General features: G+C 70.6%; 13 protein-coding genes. 7 read left to right on the top strand and 6 right to left on the bottom strand.

Features of this window, described 5'->3' with window-relative positions; genetic code table 11:
- The first annotated feature begins 44 nt into the window (after positions 1–44).
- The gene (locus ABD331_RS49700) at positions 45–3,563 is read left to right on the top strand and encodes an nSTAND1 domain-containing NTPase (protein ID WP_344492403.1); all 3,519 of its coding nucleotides are present in this window, start codon (positions 45–47) and stop codon (positions 3,561–3,563) included.
- Here the strand turns inward: ABD331_RS49700 and ABD331_RS49705 are convergent.
- Entirely contained in the window at positions 3,532–5,880 is a 2,349-nt protein-coding gene (locus ABD331_RS49705; protein WP_344492406.1) for a right-handed parallel beta-helix repeat-containing protein, read from the bottom strand. The two genes, ABD331_RS49700 and ABD331_RS49705, sit on opposite strands and share 32 nt — an antisense overlap.
- 146 nt (positions 5,881–6,026) lie before the next feature.
- Here ABD331_RS49705 and ABD331_RS49710 point away from each other — a divergent pair, with 146 nt between their 5' ends.
- Entirely contained in the window at positions 6,027–6,410 is a 384-nt protein-coding gene (locus tag ABD331_RS49710) for a hypothetical protein (RefSeq protein WP_344492409.1), read from the top strand.
- Between the two features lie 80 nt (positions 6,411–6,490).
- On the opposite strand, the gene ABD331_RS49715 is transcribed toward ABD331_RS49710, so the two are convergent.
- On the bottom strand, positions 6,491–7,288 hold the full coding sequence (locus tag ABD331_RS49715) for a hypothetical protein (RefSeq protein ID WP_344492412.1): 798 nt from the start codon (positions 7,286–7,288) through the stop codon (positions 6,491–6,493).
- A 124-nt stretch (positions 7,289–7,412) separates the two neighbouring features.
- On the opposite strand from ABD331_RS49715, the gene ABD331_RS49720 reads away from it, so the two are divergent.
- On the top strand, positions 7,413–7,835 hold the full coding sequence (locus tag ABD331_RS49720) for a RidA family protein (protein ID WP_344492415.1): 423 nt from the start codon (positions 7,413–7,415) through the stop codon (positions 7,833–7,835).
- A gap of 48 nt (positions 7,836–7,883) precedes the next feature.
- Here ABD331_RS49720 and ABD331_RS49725 read toward each other — a convergent pair whose 3' ends face one another.
- Genes ABD331_RS49725 through ABD331_RS49735 form a run of 3 tightly spaced genes read right to left on the bottom strand, consistent with a single transcriptional unit; the run spans position 7,884 to position 11,025 of the window.
- A complete protein-coding gene (locus ABD331_RS49725) occupies positions 7,884–8,966 on the bottom strand; it encodes a branched-chain amino acid ABC transporter permease (protein ID WP_344492419.1) in 1,083 nt (360 codons plus the stop codon).
- On the bottom strand, positions 8,963–9,793 hold the full coding sequence (locus ABD331_RS49730; protein WP_344492422.1) for a branched-chain amino acid ABC transporter permease: 831 nt from the start codon (positions 9,791–9,793) through the stop codon (positions 8,963–8,965). The genes ABD331_RS49725 and ABD331_RS49730 overlap by 4 nt, the downstream gene beginning before the upstream one ends.
- Positions 9,790–11,025 (bottom strand): ABC transporter substrate-binding protein, encoded by a 1,236-nt coding sequence (locus ABD331_RS49735; RefSeq protein WP_344492425.1) that lies wholly within the window; start codon positions 11,023–11,025, stop codon positions 9,790–9,792. Before ABD331_RS49735 ends, ABD331_RS49730 begins: the two co-directional genes overlap by 4 nt.
- Positions 11,026–11,114: 89 nt before the next feature.
- Between ABD331_RS49735 and ABD331_RS49740 the strand changes: the two genes are divergently transcribed.
- The 4 genes from ABD331_RS49740 to ABD331_RS49755 all read left to right on the top strand — a co-directional run bounded on the left by ABD331_RS49740 (position 11,115) and on the right by ABD331_RS49755 (position 14,573).
- Positions 11,115–12,071: an AraC-like ligand-binding domain-containing protein gene (locus ABD331_RS49740; protein ID WP_344492428.1), complete on the top strand. Its 957-nt coding sequence runs from the start codon at positions 11,115–11,117 to the stop codon at positions 12,069–12,071.
- A gap of 89 nt (positions 12,072–12,160) precedes the next feature.
- Positions 12,161–12,913: an SDR family NAD(P)-dependent oxidoreductase gene (locus ABD331_RS49745; protein WP_344492431.1), complete on the top strand. Its 753-nt coding sequence runs from the start codon at positions 12,161–12,163 to the stop codon at positions 12,911–12,913.
- A 52-nt stretch (positions 12,914–12,965) separates the two neighbouring features.
- The gene (locus tag ABD331_RS49750) at positions 12,966–13,610 is read left to right on the top strand and encodes a hypothetical protein (RefSeq protein WP_344492434.1); all 645 of its coding nucleotides are present in this window, start codon (positions 12,966–12,968) and stop codon (positions 13,608–13,610) included.
- Between the two features lie 117 nt (positions 13,611–13,727).
- On the top strand, positions 13,728–14,573 hold the full coding sequence (locus ABD331_RS49755) for an SDR family oxidoreductase (protein ID WP_344492437.1): 846 nt from the start codon (positions 13,728–13,730) through the stop codon (positions 14,571–14,573).
- Positions 14,574–14,651: 78 nt separating this feature from the next.
- Here ABD331_RS49755 and ABD331_RS49760 read toward each other — a convergent pair whose 3' ends face one another.
- Positions 14,652–15,068 carry a VOC family protein gene (locus tag ABD331_RS49760; protein WP_344492440.1) on the bottom strand — a complete coding sequence of 139 codons (417 nt, stop codon included), beginning with the start codon at positions 15,066–15,068 and terminating at the stop codon, positions 14,652–14,654.
- Positions 15,069–15,111: the final 43 nt, after the last annotated feature.

Genomic DNA, 15,111 nt, shown 5'->3' on the forward strand with positions numbered 1-15,111 from the left:
GGCACCCTCGACGAGGGTGCCCGCAGTCGTTCGCGGGGGCGGGTATGAATCGTCGCCGGATCAAGCTCGTCGTCAACATCCTGCTCGTGCTGTTCGGCGCGCTTCTCGGCCTGGTCGCCAACTACACCACCAACGACCCCGATCCCGGCCCGCTGCGCCTGCTGCAGGAATGGTCCTTCCCGCTGCTGGTCACCGTCGTCGTGCTGCTCGTGGCCGGGCAGGTGTGGCTGCACACGCTCGACCGGCCGGCCACGATCGTGCGGAAGTGGGACCCCTCCGGCAAACCGCCCTACCCCGGGCTGGAGGCGTTCACCGAGGCCGACGCCGGCGTCTTCTTCGGCCGCGACGAGGAGATCCGCGACCTCGCCGCCCGCTTCCAGCCGCCGGTCGCACACCGCTTCGTGCTCGTGCTCGGCCCGTCGGGCTCGGGCAAGTCCTCCCTCGTACGGGCAGGGCTGCTGCCCGCGCTGCAACGACGGCGGGAGCGCTGGGTGGTCGTGCCGCCGTTCACCCCCGGCGCCGACCCGGTGGCCGGGCTGGCACACGGCCTGGCGGCGGCGCTGCCGGGCATGAGCGAGCAGGCGGTGCGCAGCGAACTGGCCGGCGGGGTCACCGGGCTGCGGTGGTGCGTGCAACGGGCGCGCGGCGCGAACCTGCTCGTCGTCATCGACCAGCTCGAAGAGCTGCCCGCCGACACGGCGTTCCTGGAGCTGATCGCAGGCGCGCTGGCCGCCGAGCCCAGGCTGTGGGTGGTGGCCACGTTACGGTCGGACTTCCTGACCGCCTTCCTGGAGGCCGGGCACGCCGGGCTGCTCCGCGAGCCGATGACCGTGGGCGCGCTCGGGCGGGCCGAGCTACGGGAAGTCATCGAGAAGCCGGGGGAGCGGGCCGGGCTGAGCTTCGCTCCCGGAGTGGTCTCCCGGATGGTGGACGACACCGGCGGCGGGGACGCGCTGCCGCTGCTGGCGTACACGCTGCAGGAGCTGTTCCTGAAGGCCGGCCCGGGCGGGACGGTCACCGAGGACGACTACCTGCGGCTGGGCGGGGTGAGCGGCGCCCTGTCCGCACAGGCCGATCGCATCACCGCGGCGCTGGGCGGGGCCGACGCGGTGGTGCCGACGTTGCTGCGATTCGTGAGCCTGGAAGGCGCCGAACCCACCCGGCGGCGCGTGCGCCGACAGGACGTGGGCGGTGGCGAGCTCGCCGTGGTCGACGCGTTCGTGGCGGGGCGGCTGCTGGTCAGTGATGGGGACATGCTGGACGTCGCGCACGAGACGCTCTTCCGGCAGTGGCCACCGCTGCGCAGGGCCGTCGAGGCGGACGCGGAGCGGTTGCGGCGGCGCTCCGAGCTGGAGCGGTGGGCGCGGGAGTGGGAACAGTCGGGCAGGCAGGACGCCTATCTGCTGAGCGGGCAGCGTCTGTCGCTGGTCAGGACGGGGGTGATCGGATCGGTGACGCCATTGGGCGAGGAGTTCTTGGAAGGCTCCAGGCGGCAGGAGAGAGCCACCATGGAGCGGGTCGCCGACGCGGCGGCCCGGCGGGTCATCGAGCGGGCCGGGCGCGACTCGGAGGTTGCCATCCTCGCTGGGCTGGCCGTGGTCGAGGAGTGCGCGCCTACCACCGCGGCAAGGCAAGCGCTGCAGACCGCTCTGTCCGTCTCCAGGGTGCTGGCGGTGCTGCGTGGACATGACAGCGGCGTGCGCGGGGTCGCGTGGTCACCCGACGGTAGCCTGCTGGCCAGTGCAGGTGACGACGGCACCGTGCGGATCTGGAACGTGCGCGGGGAAGCGGGGCCGATCGTGCTTGCCGACGGTGACGATCCCCTGTGGAGCGTGGCGTGGTCCCCCTGCGGGCGCTGGCTGGCGGCGGGGTCGTGGGGCCGCCCGGCCACCGTCTGGAGCACCGGGACCTGGGCGGTGTACGGAGTGCTGCCCGGTGTGAGTGGTGGTGCCACCGCCTGGTCACCGGACGGAGAACGGCTGGCCACGGCGGCCTTGGACGGAACCGTGCAGATTTGGGATGTACAGGCGCTGGCCCCGCTGATGACGCTCAATGCGGACTACCGGACCTTTCGGGATCTCGCCTGGTCCCCGGACGGACGCCGGCTCGCGGCGGCGGCAGATGCGGAGGGGGTGTGGTGCTGGGATCTCGACCAGCCGTTCTTGCCGGTCGAGCCGACCATCGGCACCGGTTCCGCCATGTCCTTGTCGTGGTCCCCTGACGGGCTGATGCTCGCTTCGACCGAAGCAGCCGAGACCGTGGTGATCCGAGACGGCGCTCATGGACAGCGGCTCACTGGAATTTTGCTGGGTCCGCGTCGAATGCCGTGCTTGACCTGGGCTCAGGCAGGTACACGGCTCGCAGCCGGGGACGATCATGGCGACGTTCATATCTGGTGGGATGCCGATTTTTCGGTCCACACGCCTCTCGTCGGCCACGCCGAGACCGTCGACGACATCGCCTGGCACGGCGACACGATCGCCACCGCGTCCCGCGACCGCACGGTGACCCTGTGGGATGCCACCCCGCGAGGTGGATCGGGCACCACGCTCGCCGGGCACACGGGCACGATCACCGCCGTGGCCTGGTCTCCGGATGGCCATCACCTGGCGATCGTCCAGCAGGTGCACCCGATGATCTGGGACATCGAAGGAGCACGTCCGGTGCTCACGACGCAAGGATGGGAACAGTACGGCCCAGCGTGTGCGTGGTCCCCTGATGGCGGACGCGTCCTCATGGGCGCGGTCGTCTGCGATCTCCTCGGATCCGATCAGATGGGCTGGTTCCCCTTCCACCCAGGAGAGTCCGCCTGGCTGGAGGACGATGCCGTCCAGCATCACCTCCACAACCTCACCGCTGTCGCCTGGTCCCCGGACGGCCTGCGTGTGGCCACGGCATCCCTCGACCAGAACATCCACCTGTGGGCCGCTGGAAACGGCGCTCACCTCGCCAAGTTTCCCGGCCACGGCGACGAGGCCGGGGACGTGTGCTGGTCCCCCGACAGCCGATACCTGGCCACATCGTCCAACCGGGCCGAAGTCGTCATCAGGGACACCTTGAACATGACGGTGGAGGCCACGCTCAAGGGACACCGCGACCACACCTGGAGTATCGACTGGGCCCGCGACGGCCGGATCGCCACTGGCTCCCGCGATCAGAGCATCCGCGTCTGGGATCCCCGCACCGGTGCCGAACTCGCCGTCGCCACCGGCCACGAAGGGCGGGTCTCCGCTGTCGCCTGGTCCCCGGACGGACGGTCCCTTGCCAGCACCTCATGGGACGGGACCGTCCGTCTGTGGAACCCCGATGGCGGGCACGAGTCGGCCGTCATCGGGGTTCACGATGATCACGTCAACAGCTTGTCCTGGCATCCAGACGGCACTCGGCTGGCCACCGGCTCGAGCGACCGCACCGTCCGGATCTGGGAGGTGCACGACCCCGCCTCGGACCTCGAAGAGCTCCTGGCCAGGGCGCGCGCCCGCGTCTTCCGCCCCCTCACCGACGACGAACGCCGCGCCTTCCTCCTGCCTCCTACTTCCGCGGCCCGATCCCGTCCAGCGTGAAGCCCCTGTTCCACTCCTGCACCCACGCGCGCCCGAACCCCTCCACCGACGACAGCGGCGTGGCGCGTTCGTCGAACTTGCCGGTGGCCGGGTCGAAGGCCAGCTCGGCGGCAGTGGCCCTCTTCACGTTGTAGGAGTCGAAGTCCGGGTTGAAGGTCTTGTTGGTGAGCCCGCCCGCGTCGTCCGTGTAGGCGAAGTCGCCCGTCGCGATGCTCACCGACCGCGTCAGCACGTTGCCCGCCGGGACGTAGACGGAGTTCGGGTTGCTCCACACGTACTCGTCGGTGCAGTCGGTGGTGCCGATCGCCGTGCACACCTGGCCCTGGGAGTCGACGGGGACGTACCAGTCGCGGATGTTCGGGTACTGCTTGGCGTAGCGGCGGTGCCACTTCTCGACGTTCGAGCGGGTGTTGGTGAAGCCGGTGCCGTCGCCGATCTTGAGCATGTCGTTGAAGCGTTCGACGACGACCTTCGCGTTGGCGACCGGCAGGCGCTTGCCGCCCTCGTGGTAGAGCTTGTCGTGGCCGAGGTACTTGACGTCCTTGAACACGTTGTCCGCTGCCACGTTGCCGTGGCCGGACTGGTAGAACAGGCCATGCTGGACGTTGTCGAAGAGGTTGTGGTGGACGACCATGCCCGACATACCGTCGTCCATGTAGATGGCCTGGTTACCGTCCGCGCCGATGTCCTTGAACAGGTTGTACGCCACCACGTTGTTCAGGTACGTGTAGTCGCGGCCCGAGTAGATGACGCCCTGGTCGGAGGCGTGCGTCACGAGGCGTTCGAACCTGTTGTGGCTGATCTCCATGTCGTTGCCCATGATCTGGATCGCCATGTGCGGCGCGTCGTGGACGTGGTTGCGGCGGAAGGTGTTGCCGACGCCGTACAGGTATCCGGCCGGTGTGTAGGTGGCCAGCTTCGAGAAGTCGTAGATCTCGTTCTGCTCGACCACGTGGTTGCCGCGTTCGAGCGAGTCGCGGTCGCCGCCGGCGGTGAAGACGCCGCCGCCGCCCAGGTCGTGCAGCTTGCTGTTGACGACGCGGTTGCGGTGGCCGCCCCGGCTGGTGCGGTATTCGGCGATGGCCGTGATCGCGTCGTTGGCCTCGCCGATCGCGACCGCGTCCATGCTGACGTTGAGGATCTCCAGGCCGTCCACGGTGGACGACTCCGCGTCCAGCAGGCGGACGCCGGTGCCGGTGGTGCCGTTCAGCTTCAGGCCCTTGAGGGTGATGTTCCGGACGTTCTCCAGCTCGAAGAACGGGGCGTCGAAGGAGGTGAGGCTGATCTCCTTGCCTTCGACGGCGCCGCCGGGCGGGTAGTAGTAGAGGGTGTCGTGGCTCTGGTGGCGGTCGATGTAGTACTCGCCCTCGGTGTCGAGCTCGCTGAGGACGTTCTGGGCCACGAACGACGACCACTTGTCGGTGGCGACGTACATGGTGGGGTAGCCGGTGCTGAGGTCGCCGCCGCCGGCCGAGGTGATGCGCAGGCGGTCGTTGGCGTAGTTGTTGCCGAAATATCCGGACAGCCAGCCGTCGGTCTCGGCGGTCGTGCTGTCGGTGCCGGCCCACTTCTCGTAGCGGGCGGCCAGCTCGGGGGCCTTGACCGTGTAGACGGGGCCGGGGAGCTTCAGCATGTCCTCGTACGGCAGCGTCGTGCCGTCGGCGGTCTTGTCCGAGAAGTAGTCGCGCGCGCCCTTGGGGGCCTGCTTGACGGTGAGGTCGTCGCGGTCGAGCTTGGTGTCACCGTTGGGGTACTGCGCGAGGGTCTGCGTGGCGTCGTCGGTGATCAGCGCGGGGGCGTAGGGCTGCGGCTTCCAGTTGAAGCCGTTCTTGTTGAGCGTGCCGGCGGGGATGCCCTCCGCGCCTAAGTCGTACACCCAGACGTTCGGGACGGCGGCGGCCGGGACGCGGGTCTTCGACGACCACTTCGCCTCGTCCGCCGGGACGTCGGCGAGCCTGCGGAACTTGTCCGGCGCGAGGGTGGTGACACCGGCCAGCTCGACCTGCTCGCCGGGGTAGGCGGCGTAGGTGACGTACGACTGCGCCGCGCCGGTCACCTCGATCGTCTTGGACGTCTGGTAGACGCCCTCGCGGATGTAGACCGTGCCGGGGTTGCGTGGGCCCGTTCTGCCCGCCAGGGTGTCGCGGGCGCGTTCAATCGTGGCGAACGGGTCTTTTGCCGTGCCTGTCGCGTTGTCGCTGCCGTTCTTGGCGACGTAGAGGACGTTCTTGGCGGGTGCGGTCGCGGTGGCCGGGGGCGTGCTGACGGCGGCGGTCATGACCGCTGCCAGCAGGGGGATCAGGGCTCTGCTCGGCATGCTCGGTGCCTCAATCGGTAAAATATTACTGAAGTGACTTCTGGGTGAACCGTAATGCCGGAGGCGTCAGAGTTCAATGGTTTGAACGGGCGGGCTCTTTGTCGGTGGCGGCTGCTATTCATGGCTTCATACGAAAGGAGTCCCCCATGGCCACGGTTACCTTCAGGGACGAGAGCGCGACCGGGAAGCCGCTCGACGAGTTCACGCTGCCTGATCTGCCTGAGCGCATCTCGGCGCGTGAGCTCGTCCGGCTGCGGGTGCGGGAGGAGGTCGCGCGGCACAACGGTGATCCTGGGTCCCGGTTTCGTGGGCTGGTCCGGCCGGTGGAGGCCGAGGTGGAGCTGAACGGCAGCCGGGCGCGGCGCATCGACTGGGAGCGTCAGGCGGATGTGGCGGAGCGGGCGTTTCAGCGCAACGGGTTCTTATTGCTGGTGGGGGAGCGGCAGATCGAGGATCTGGCGGAGATGATCGATCTGACCGTCGATCCGGTGGTGTCGTTCGTCAAGCTCGTGCCGCTCGTCGGAGGTTGAGGTCGGAGGTTGAGGTCGGAGGTTGAGGTCGGAGGTTGAGGTCGGAGATTGAGGGAGGAAGGCGGCGCGCCCGAGGGCGGTTACGTGCGGGATCCGCGTGAGCGTGGGCGTAGGTGCAGGCGCAGGCCGATGACCGCTGCCAGGGTGATCACGAGGCCGGTGAGCATCAGCGGGCGTCCGTCCGGGCCTGACAGCCCTCCGGCGCCGGTGTCCACCCCGCCGGACGGGGTGTCGGCGGAGGAGGTGGACGTGGACGTGGCGGTGTTGTCGGGCTCGCTGCCGGCCCCGTCCGGGTCCTCGGTGGCGCCGGCGTCGGCCTCAGGGGTGCCGGTGTCCGTGGGGTCGGGAGTCGCCGTACCGCCGGTGACGGTGAGCGGGTACTCCGTCAGGGCGCCCTTGTCCTTCACCTCGCACTCGACGAGGACGTCCTGAGGCGTCACGCCGAAGTTGATCGCGCCCGCGTGGACGGTGCCGGTGCCCGGGTTGCGCGGGGTGGTCGTCATCGAGGCCGTCGAGGGGATGGCGACCGGTTCGCCGGGGATGACCGTGCCGATGTCGGCGACGCCGGTGGCCGAGGTGAGGTTGTCGATGCCGCTGATCCCGGCGTACACGTACATGTTGAGCTCGCCCTCCATGCCCGTGGCGGGGGCCGTCAGCTCCTTGCCCGTGATGAACACGCCGCTCCACCCGATCGTGAGCTGCTGCCCCACGGACGCCTGCGCGGGCACGGTCAGCTCCACGTCGAGGCTGACCTCCTGGGTCTCGTTCGTGGCCGCGGTGGTGCACGTGTAGACCACGGTGGCGGCGGCCGCGTGCGCGGGTGCGACGGCGCACGACAGGATCGCGGCGGCGGCTAAGACGGCCAGGCGGACACGCACGGCGAGTCTCCCTTGAGCTGACGGTGCATGAGAGGGGACGCTCCAGGAGGATCGTATCGGCGCTGGTCGAAGTGGCGAAAAATCCGGAAGATTACGGCCGCGCCGAATGGTAGGAAGAACGGCTATGACATCAGGTGTCCGACTTATTCGCAACGACCAGCTCACAGACCAGGTCGACTACGCCTACGCCGCCACCATGGACGCCCCCGTCCGCTCCATCTGGGTCGCGGGCGCCTGCCCTCTCGACCTCGACGGCAAGACGGTCGCCGTCGGCGACTACGCCGGGCAGGCCCACCAGGTGATGCGCAACCTCGTGACGGCGCTCGACGGCGCGGGCGCGTCCCTGACGGATGTCGTCAAGACCACCGTCTACGTGGCCTCCACCCGGCAGGCCGACCTGGTGACGGCGTGGAAGGTGTATCGGGAGTACATGGGGGAGCACGACGTTCCCAGCACACTGCTCGGCGTCACCGTGCTCGGCTACAGCGACCAGCTCGTCGAGGTGGAGGCGGTCGCGGTGATCGCCGGTTCGGAAGGGAAGGCCTAGAAGGCGCGGCGCCCAAGGCGTACGCCACCAGCCCCTCGCGAGGCGGGCTCAAGGCGTACGGCTCCACCAGCCCCGCAGCCCGTTCGGGGCGAACATCGTCATCGTGACCGCCATGACCCCCAGCAGGACCAGGTACCACGGGCCGTACCCGGACAGGGCCTGCTGGAGGGCGAAGAAGACCAGCGCGCCGAGCAGCGGGCCGCTCACCGTGCCGATGCCGCCGATGAGCACCATGAACATCATGGACACGCTGTACTGCACGTTGAAGATCGAGGCGGGCTGCACGTACAGGGTGTCGGCGAACAGGACCGCGCCGACCGCGCCCGTCCCGACGGCGGCCAGCCAGTACGCCACGCGCCTGGTCCGCGCCACGTGCACCCCGCAGGCCGCCGCCGCCACCGGATCCCCGGCCACCGCGCGTAACGTGAGCCCGAAGCGGCCCCGTACCAGCAGCAGGATGCCGCCCGTGCAGCAGACGGCCACGCCCAGCGCCCACCAGTACGTGAGCGCCTGGCGCAGCAGCGGCTCGTGCAGCGCGGCGCCCGGCAGCGACACGCCCGTGTTGCCGCCCTGCTGGGTGGCCGCCAGCCGGAACACCTCCGCCAGCACCCACGAGCCGATCGCGAAGTGGCCGCCGGTCAGGCGGAGCAGTGGGAACGACACCGGCAGCGCCACCAGCCCGGCCGCCAGCGCCGACAGGGGGATGGCGGCCATCGGGTCCAGGCCCTGGGCGGCGGTCAGGTAGAGGGTGTACGCGCCGACACCGAGGTAGGCCTGCTGGCCGAACGAGGCGAGCCCGGTGTAGCCGGCCAGGAGGTTCCACAGGGAGGCCAGGGTGGCCAGGGTGAGCAGGTCGATCAGCGGGCGCTCCCAGGAGGGGCCGCCGTAGAAGGGCACCCCGGCCAGCACCACCACCCCCGCGAGTGATCCCAGGGGAGCCGCCCACCGCCGCCGCATCCCGGACACCACCACACCGCCGTCAGGCCCGCGCCGCTTCCCCTGCGCCGGGGAGTCGGGGCCGCGCCGCTTCCCCGGCGCCCGGGAGTCGGGGCCGCACCGCTTCCCAGGTGCCGGGGAGTCGGGGGCGCGCCGCTTTCCGGGGGTCGCGTCGTCGGGGCCGCCGCGGCTCATCCCAGCAGCCCGCGCGGCCGTACCGTCAGCACCACGAAGAACAGCAGGTGCACGGCCAGCACCGAGAACCCGGCGTTCCACAGCCCGGCGAGCTGCTGCGTCAGCCCGATCACCACCCCGCCCACGAGCGTCCCCCACAACGACCCGATCCCCCCGATCACCACCGCCTCGAAGGCGAAGATCAGGCTGAGCCCGCCCGCGTACGGATCCACCGTCCCCATGAGCCCCAGGAACACCCCGGCCAGCGCCGCCGTGGCCACCGCGATCCCCGCTACGGCGGCGAACAGCGGCCGCACCCGGATCCCCACGAGCTGCGCCGTCTCCACGTCGTCGGCCGTGGCCCGCACCCGCCGCCCGAACGCCGTCCGCGACAGGACGAGCTGCAGCCCGCCCAGCACCGCGACCGCGACGACGAAGGCGGCGATGCGCAGCAGCGACACTCCACCCACGCTCGCCAGGCTGAGCGGGCCGCCGTCCAGGGTGCGCGGGTTGGCGGTGACCCCGGCGGTCAGCAGGTTCTGGATCATGACGGACAGCCCGAACGTCACCAGCACCGGCGCCAGCGGCCCCGAGGCGAGCGCCCGCTCGAACAGCGTCACGTGCAGCAGCCACCCCAGCCCGAACGCCGCCGGCAGCACCAGCGGCAGTGTGTACGTGGCCGGCACGTCGAGCAGTGTGGACACCAGCAGCGCCAGGTAGGCCCCGCACACGGCCAGGTCCCCGTGGGCGATGTTGACCAGCCGCATCACCCCGAACGTGAGCGACAGCCCGCACGCGATCAGCGCGTAGCCGCCGCCGAGCAGGATGCCGTGGATCAGCGCGTTCACAGCAGCTCAAGCTCGCCTTGCAGCGGGATACTGGGGTCCAGCGAGTTCTCCACGATGGTCAGCTCGTACGCGCCGTCGCCGCCGCGCCGCCACTGCCCGGCCAGGTCGGGGGCGAGGGAGACGTTCTTCGACGGGCCCTGGGTGAAGTCGTAGCGCCCGCTGATGGCCTCGCCCTTGAGCGCGGCGATGGAGGCGCGCAGCGCCGCCCGGTCCTTGGGGTCGGCGGCGCCTTTCAGCGCGGCCACGGCGATCTCGAACAGCGCGTGGTTGAAGCCCATCGGCGGCGTCCACGTCCGCCCTGTCGTGCTGCGGTAGCCGTCAGCGAAGGCCTGCGCGGTCGTCCCGTCCAGTGAGCTGCGGTACGGGAACGACGGCGCCCACCACACCCCCGCCACCAGGTTCTCGGCCAGCTCGCCGAGCCCGTCGGCGACGCTGGAGAACAGCATGGCCTTGGCCACGCACGCCAGCTTGGGCGTGTAGCGCGACTGGTGGGCCTGCCGCCAGAACGTCACCCAGTCGGGCGGGATCGGGGTGGCCTGGAGGATGTCGGTGCCGTCGAACTTGCTGATGATGGCGCTGAAGTCCTGCGTGCCGTCCTCGTACGGCCCCGAGTCGATCACCTTCCAGCCCAGCTCCGCGCCCTTGGCGGTGACGAACTTCCTGTAGAGGTCGCCGTCGGTGTCGTTCGGCCACAGCCCGGCGATCACGTGCTCGCCGCCCGGCACCTGCTTCCACAGCTCGGCGAAGACGCCGACCTCCTGCTCGGTGCCGACGAAGTGGAGGAAGCTGTAGTTTCGCGCGGTGCCGCCGGCGGCCCAGATCTCCCACGGGCAGATGGTCGCCACGCACGGCACGCCGGCGGCCTCGCACTGGTCGGAGACGGGGTTCGTGGTGTCGGGGGTGGAGGTGGCCAGGACGATGTCGGCCTTGTCGTTCCTGATCAGCTCGGCGGCCACCTGGGCGGCGCGGGCGGCGTTCGACTGGGAGTCCTTGGCGACGACGCGCACCTCGTACGTGGTCGTGCCGATCTTGACGCCCTTGGCCAGGGCCTTGCGCACGGCGCCGAGCACGTACGCGTTGGACTCGCCGAACACGGCCAGGCCGCCGGTCTGGGGGCTGACGTACCCGATCGTGATCGTGCGGCCGGATGCGGTGTCGGGGGCCTTGAGGCCGCAGGCGGTCAGCCCGGCGGCCAGCCCGCCCGTCAGCAGGGTGCGTCGAGTCAGCTCCACGCCCGCATTGTGGGATCTCGGGTGTCAGATGTATTGCATGTGCGGGCACACCGCTTGACTGCCAGCGCATGGGGTTAACAAAGTGAGACATGTCGTATCTTGCGCGCACCGATGACGTGCCGCGCGCCGAGCGACGGGACTTCTGGCGCGGCGTCGTCTCGGACGCCTTCGTGCCCCTCGCGGCCTCGTTCCCGGCCGGCGACTCCTTCCGTGGCCGGTTGCGCGGCGGGACGCTCGGACCGCTCGGCATCTTCGACGTCGACACCGACGCGCACGCCGCCCACCGTACGAAACGGCTGATCTCCTCCCATCCCGCGGACTACTACAAGCTCGGGCTGCTGGTCAGGGGCACCGGCGTGTTGTCGCAGGACGGCCGGCAGGCGCTGCTGCGTCCGGGGGACTTCGCGGTGTACGACACCGGCCGGCCATACACGCTGGCCTTCGACGCCCCGGCCCGGCTGCTCGTCCTGATCTTCCCGCGCCCCATGCTGGCCCTGCCGCCCGGCTCGGTCGAGCGCATCACCGCCACCCCCGTCTCCGGCACCACCGGCCTCGGCGCGCTGATCGGCCCCTTCCTCCTCCAGATGGGCAACAACCTGGACGAACTGGAGGAACGCGGCGGCGTCCGGCTGGCGGCCAACGTCCTCGACCTGCTCACCACCGCCCTCGCCGACCGCCTCGGCGCCCGCGCCCCCGACCCGCTCTTCCTGCGCATCACCACCCACATCGAGGCGCGGCTCGGCGACCCCTGCCTCGACCCCGCGCGGATCGCCGCCGCCCACCACATCTCCACCCGCTACCTGCACAAGCTGTTCCGCAACGAGGGCACCAGCGTGTCGGTCTGGATCCGCGAGCGCCGCCTGCGCCACTGCCGCCGCGACCTGCTCGACCCGCTGCTGCGCGATCGCGGCGTCAGCGCCATCGCGGCCCGCTGGGGGCTGCTCAACGCGGCCCACTTCAGCCGCCTGTTCAAGGCCGCGTACGGCCTCACGCCCCGCGAGTGCCGCGAGACGCACCGGCTGAGCGGGGAGACGTCAAGGCTGTGAGGCCCGGCGTCCCGGGAGTGCGGCGAGGCGCAAAGGCTGTGCGCTCCCGGGCAAGACGGGACGGGCGCCGCCCCCTGATCCTGCCGGGTATGGGACGTCTGGCGGGAAAGGCAGCCTTCGTCACCGGCGCGGACGGCAGCATCGGCCGCGCCACCGCCCGGCTGTTCGCCCAGGAGGGCGCCGCCGTCATGCTCACCGGCCTGGTCGAGCCCGCGCTCGCCGAGACGGCCGCCGAGCTGGGCTGCGCGCACGCCGTCGCGGACGTCACGGACGCCACCCAGGTCGCCTCGGCCGTCGCCGCGACCGTGGCGGCGTTCGGGCGGCTGGACGTCGTCTTCAGCAACGCCGGCGTCTTCGGCACGGTCGCGCCCGTGTCGTCGTACCCCGACGAGGTGTTCGACCGGGTGCTGGCCGTGCACGTGCGGGGCGCGTTCCTGGTGTGCAAGCACGCGGTCCCCGTCATGGCGGACGGCGGCAGCGTCATCATCACCTCCAGCGTCGTCGGGCTGACCTCGGACGCCGGCATCGCCGCGTACGCCACGGCCAAACACGCGCAGGTGGGCCTGATGCGTACGCTCGCCAAGGAAGTCGCGCACCGCGGGATCCGCGTGAACACCATCCATCCCGGCCCGGTCGGCAACGAGTTCCAGCAGGCCGTGGAGCTGGCCGTCACGGGGGAACGCTCTCCGCAGGAGGCGGCGCGGATCTTCGACACGCACATCCCGCTGGGCCGGCACGCCACGCCGGAGGAGATCGCGCGGGCCGTGCTGTTCCTCGCGGCCGACGACAGCTCGTTCGTGACCGGCAGCACCGTGGCGGTGGACGGCGGGATGAGCAGCTAAAGAATGCCCTCCTCACCTGTACGAAGAGTAATGTGACTGCCACAATTTGCTCATGAGTCTGTTTCGGTCGGCTGAAGGACTGCCCGATCACGGATGCGGCGCGCTGGGCCGGGTGGCACACGGAGCGATGACGGTGCCGTCCGGCCGCCCACGCGAGGAGCCCCGGGGGGCCAGGCTCTTCCTCGGGTACAACACGCTGCCCGACCCGCCGTTCCCCCTCGCCGGGTTCATCGAGTACGAGATGGACCCCAGGACGGCGGGGTACGACCTCGGCGCGGTGCTGCGGCTGCTCACCGAGTCGTTCCGCGCCCAGCCCGTGCCGCCGGAGGGAACCTACGACGACTCGCACCGGCGCCAGGCGGCCGTCATGCGGGTGGACGCCATGGTGGTCGTCTTCCCCGGGCGGGCCTTCAGCCCCGAGCACAGCCCGCCCGCCCGCGCCCTGTGGGAGAACCTGGTGGAGGGCTACTACCGCGACGGCGACGCGGAGGCGTGCGCGGGCGCCCGGCCCGCGCTGGTGGGGCTGGGGGTGGACCGGGCGGACAGCCGGGTGATCCTCCTGGCCGAGCTGAGCGCCAGCGGTGATCACGTGCAGCCCGAGCGGGTGGGCGAGTATCCGGAGGGGGCGCTGTACGACCTGCTGGGTGAGCTGCTCGACGCTCAATACCGGTGGACGCGCGCGGCCTTCGGGCTCTGAGCGGCCTCCAGGTTGTGAGCGGCCTTCAGGTTTGGGTGGCCCTTCAGGTTTTGGGCGGCCTTCGTGGTTCCGAGTGGCATTCGGGCTGGGGGCGGTGGTGCGGGCTAGGGTGCCGGTATGTCGTTCATCGTCACCACCGGCGCCACCGGGCGCCTGGGCGGCCGGGTCGCCGCGCTGCTCGCCGCCGCCGGTGCCGAGCAGCGGCTCGTCTCCCGGCACGCCACCGCCCGCGCCCCCCGCCTCGACCGGGCCACGGCGGCCGACGCCGCGTACGGTGATCGCGCGGCGCTGCGGCAGGCGCTCGACGGCGCCTCTACCGTGCTGTTCGTGTCGGCGTCCGAGAGCGAGGACCGCCTCGACCAGCACCGGACGTTCGTGGACGCCGCCCGCGACGCCCGCGTCACCCACCTCGTCTACGTCTCCTTCTACGGCGCGGCGCCCGAGGCGACGTTCACGCTGGCCCGCGACCACTGGGCGACCGAGCAGTACATTCGCGACAGCGGCCTCACCTTCACCTTCCTGCGCGACAACCTGTACGCCGACTTCCTGCCCGGCATGGCCGGCAGCGACGGCGTGATCAGGGGGCCCGCCGGGCGGGGGCGGGTGGCGGCCGTGGCGCAGGACGACATCGCCGAGGCGGCGGCCAACGTGCTGCTCGCGCCGAAGGCGCACGAGGGCGTCACCTACGAGCTGACCGGGCCGCAGGCGCTGACCCTGGACGAGGTCGCCTCGGCCATCGGATCGGCGACGGGGCAGGACGTCACGTACCACGCCGAGACGGTGCCGGAGGCGTACGCGTCCCGTGAGATCTACGGCGCGCCTGGGTGGCAGGTGGAGGCGTGGGTGTCGACGTACCTCGCGATTGCGGCGGGAGAGCTGGAAAGGGTCACCGGCGATATTCCCGCACTCACCGGGCATCCGGCCACCAGCCTGGAGGAGTTGCTCGCTTCTTTCTCCGATTGATTCGCGGGCGGGACGATAACCTCCAGGCGACGACATGCGGACGACCGCCGACCCCACGCTGGATATCGAAGTTATTTCTTAGACAGCGAACACCTGCGAGTCGTCCGCGAACGCCTTGAACTCCAGGGCGTTGCCCGCCGGGTCCAGCAGGAACATCGTCCACTGCTCACCCGGCAGCCCCTCGAACCGCAGATACGGCTCGATGACGAACGCGGTGCCCGCCTCCCGGAACCGGTCGGCCAGCTCGTGGAACTCCGGGATGGTCAGGATCAGCCCGAAGTGCGGGACCGGCACGTCGTGGCCGTCCACCGGGTTGTGCACCTGCTCGGTGCGCGCGGGGGCCAGGTGGGTGACGAACTGGTGGCCGTGCAGGTTCCAGTCGATCCAGCGGTCGGAGCTGCGGCCCTGGGCGCAGCCGATCAGCTTGCCGTAGAAGTGGCGGGCGGCGTCCAGGTCGTCCACGGGGACGGCGAGGTGGAAGCGAGGGAGTTCCATGCGGACCTTCTTCCGATCGGTGGTCCGATTCGTACCCCTTAGC

Origin of the sequence: Nonomuraea monospora (assembly GCF_039531895.1) — a bacterium.
GTDB lineage: Bacteria > Actinomycetota > Actinomycetes > Streptosporangiales > Streptosporangiaceae > Nonomuraea > Nonomuraea monospora.